The organism is Mesorhizobium sp. M2A.F.Ca.ET.039.01.1.1 (assembly GCF_003998035.1).
Lineage (GTDB): Bacteria > Pseudomonadota > Alphaproteobacteria > Rhizobiales > Rhizobiaceae > Mesorhizobium.
Genome location: NZ_RZRY01000671.1, coordinates 1 through 3,348 on the forward strand (window position 1 = coordinate 1; position 3,348 = coordinate 3,348).

The 3,348-nt window shown below is 61.1% G+C and carries 2 protein-coding genes and 1 pseudogene; 2 read left to right on the top strand and 1 reads right to left on the bottom strand.

The annotated features are described in order from the left end of the window. Positions 1-117: 117 nt before the first annotated feature. Positions 118-1,767, top strand: coding sequence for an MFS transporter (locus tag EOA24_RS31545; protein WP_127410467.1), 1,650 nt, complete (start codon positions 118-120; stop codon positions 1,765-1,767). A gap of 356 nt (positions 1,768-2,123) precedes the next feature. Here the strand turns inward: EOA24_RS31545 and EOA24_RS31550 are convergent. Next, positions 2,124-2,489: pseudogene (locus EOA24_RS31550) on the bottom strand (flavin reductase family protein); the annotation flags it as partial. A gap of 152 nt (positions 2,490-2,641) precedes the next feature. On the opposite strand from EOA24_RS31550, the gene EOA24_RS31555 reads away from it, so the two are divergent. Then, complete coding sequence (locus tag EOA24_RS31555) at positions 2,642-2,854, top strand: hypothetical protein (RefSeq protein WP_066991369.1); 213 nt, start codon at positions 2,642-2,644, stop codon at positions 2,852-2,854. The last annotated feature ends 494 nt before the right edge of the window (positions 2,855-3,348 follow it).

Here is a 3,348-nt window from a genome sequence, read left to right on the forward strand (position 1 = left end):
CACCTGTGGCCGCATTCGTCGGAGGCAAAAGAGTTTCTCTCAATTTTGCCAGCCGCCACGGTTCAGTCGAGATTACATGCGAGACGGCCGATAACGGAAAGCAAAGGCTCGCAAAAAATGAGTAGAGTGGCTGGATCAGTTGAAGATTTGGCTGCGCCGACGACGTTTGCGCCCCTCATGCAGCCGACCTTTCGTTCGATCTGGCTCGCTACCCAGGTCTCTTCTCTCGGCTGGTTGATGCAGACTGTCGCCATCAGCTGGCTGATGGCGACGATCTCGACTTCCGATCTGATGGTTGCGCTGGTCCAGGCTTCATCGAACCTGCCCGCTTTCATCTTGTCCGTCTTCGCCGGAGCCCTCGCCGATAATTTCAGCCGTCGCAGGGTCATGTTCGCCGGCCGCTGCCTGATGGTGATAGGATCTGCAATGCTGACGGCGGTTGTGGCGCTGGGCTTTGTCAGTCCGTGGATGATCCTCGGCTTCAGCTTCCTGATCGCATGCGGGGGTGCTCTTCACGATCCCGCCTGGCAGGCCTCGGTTGGCGATATCGTCGACCGCCGCGATGTCCCGGCTGCCGTGACCCTGCTCTCCGTCGGCTTCAACACGGTCCGGACCGTGGGCCCGGCGCTCGGCGGCATCGTGGTTGCCTCGTTTGGGCTTTTGGCAGCTTTTACCGTGACCACACTCACCTATCTGGTCCCTTTGGGCACGATATGGCGCTGCAAGTGGAAGGTTCGCTCTTCGCCTCTCCCGCGCGAGTCGATGAGGACGGCGATCTATGACGGGCTGCGCTTCACGGCGATGTCTTCGGAAATCAAGGCGGCGATCGCACGCGGAACCCTGTTTGGCCTAGCAAGCATCGCCATTCTCGCACTGCTGCCGCTGGTAGTCCGCGATCATCTGGGAGGCGGACCGCTCGCCTATGGCACGCTCATGGCAGGCTTCGGGACGGGTGCCGTCTTCGCCGGCATCTCCAACGGCACATTCAGACGGAGCTTGTCGCAAGAACGTCTGATGAAGCTCGCGTGCGTCGCCTGCGCGGCCTGCTCCCTCTCCCTTGCACTGACCTCTTCGATTCCGGTGGCCGCACTTGCGCTCGCCTTGGGCGGCGCCGGCTGGGTCACCGCCTGGTCCGGGGTTGGCGTGAGCGTGCAGCTGGCGAGCCCGCGCTGGGTCGTGGGGCGCACGATTTCGATCTACTATGCATTGATAGATGGCGGCATCGCGGCCGGCAGCTGGGTATGGGGCACGGTCTCCCAAAGCCATTCCCTGACGTGGGCGCTGGAGGGTTCCGCTGGAGCGCTCCTGCTCGTCGCCGCAGCTGGCATTCTGTTTCCTCTACGCGAGCGCCGCGAGTCCGAGCCCGATCCTTTGGAGGAATTCAACGCCCCAGCTGTCGCTCTCAATTTGAAGCCGAGAAGCGGTCCTATCGTGGTCAAGGTCGAATATCTGATAGCCGAGAAAAATGTCGAGGCCTTCCTCGAGCTCATGCGGCAGCGCAGGCATATCCACAGCCGCGTCGGTGCTCGGAACTGGACGCTTCAGCGCAACCTGCAGAAGCCCATGCAATGGACAGAGACATTCCGCACGCCGACCTGGACGGACTACCTTCGCCTCAACCATCGTCTCACGGAAGTAGACAAGGAATTGGACGAGCGTGTCTCCCAGTTGCAGGCGGGAGAGGCAGCGCCTCAAATGACGCTTTCGATTGAGCGGCCGACCAGCCCGCCTCGTAAACGCGCAATCCTCCCACTTCCCCGTCATTGAAGCCTGACCGTCACGTCTAGGCGCCAGCGATTGCTAATGTTGGTACTGCTAATGGTCGTGCCGAAACGCGGAACAACTACCGGGATTCGATGGTCAGCGGTGCCCGACGCATCGCTTCCTGAGCGCGCAACGGTTGAGCAAGCGCCGGTTCCGGATGCATCGCACACACCGACTGGACGAACTCGCCGCAAGAAGCGGTGGCAGAAAGATGTGCCTTTGCCGCGAAGTGAACGATGGAAGCGGCGCCTGCCGTGGGCGCTGCGCCAGAGCCGGGCTGAGCGGTAGGTCGACTGTTCAACGGGCCAGAAGGAGAATAAAAGCGCGTGGCTGCGGCCCACTCACGGCGTACCGCTCGCTCAAGACGATCCGTAAGCGCCATGATGATAGATCAGAGCCAGAACCCGGCTCTCCGCTGACCACATGCCGGACGCTGCCGAGGACGAGCGCGTGGCTGTGGCGCACAATCGTGTCCTCGACGTGCAATCGACCGCGGCGAGCGCGTCTTCAAGTGCCAGTGCGCCGGTCGCCAGAGCAGACCAACTGGCTCCTTCGTAACGAGCCGAACCCTTCAGGTCACCGCGTCCGGCGAACCGCTCGGCGATCGCCATCTGGTCGGCTCGAAGCACGTTGACGCAGAAATGCCGATGCTGGTTGATGGCTGCCCACGTTGACGAGTTCAGGTTGATGCTGACCACCATCACCTCGGGTTCGACAGACAAGGAATGGGCGGTGGTCGTGTCCGCTTGTTGACTGTCTCGCCGCGCTGTTTCGTCTCCTCGCGTTAGCGGAAGTTAAATTTCGAGCGTTTCAGCTTGCCGCAAATTAGGGTCTCGATGGCATGTTTGCATGACTTTTGGGGCGGGCAGGAAGACTGATGCGCGGACGGGGATGGATCAAGGCCTTGCGTCAGGATGAGGCGCGGCAGATGCGTGTGCGCATCGCGGAACTGGAGCGCAACCTCATGGCGACCACGCCACAGGGGCGCCATCGACGTTTTGAAGCCGGGAATGAACTTCGCATTGCGAAATTCCGCCTCGAGCGGCTCGAGGAATGCATCGCCGGAATAGCGGAAAAATGTGGGGCTTAGCGGATCTCGCCGCTCTCGAAATTGCCGCGCTCCGGCCGAACTGTGCACCCGATGCTATGATCACAAAGCTGGTGGTTTGACGCAGGTCGAGAGCATCTCTTCAAGCAGCGCTGGGCGACAGACGCGCAGGCGGCAGGATGAGTCTGCCTGGAGACAAACGCAAGGGGTTGGTTGGTGCGGACGAGGGGCAAACGCCTTCCGGAAAAGGGCTTTCCCTCCCACGCGTATCTTCCACAGGTAGGCAGCTGCACCCCGTGCGCCATCCTGCAGGACACAGCTACCATAGCGAGGCAATCCCGGTTGAAGAGGCGTCGTTTGACTCGGGAGATGGTCCTCTGGGGCATCGACCTCTTCATCATGGCTATTGCTCGGAAGCCCATGAGTCTTGGGAGATCTGTGGCGCTCAAGCCATCGGCTTTCGGAAAGACCGGCGACGCTTCGTCTCAACGACTATTCCAGCCGTATTTTTCGCGTTGAACACGGCCGTTTGCTTC

Bases quoted from the DNA above. Each gene is read 5' to 3' on its own strand.
- EOA24_RS31555 (WP_066991369.1), top strand. From the start codon at position 2,642: ATGCGCGGACGGGGATGGATCAAGGCCTTGCGTCAGGATGAGGCGCGG.
- EOA24_RS31545 (WP_127410467.1), top strand. From the start codon at position 118: ATGAGTAGAGTGGCTGGATCAGTTGAAGATTTGGCTGCGCCGACGACG.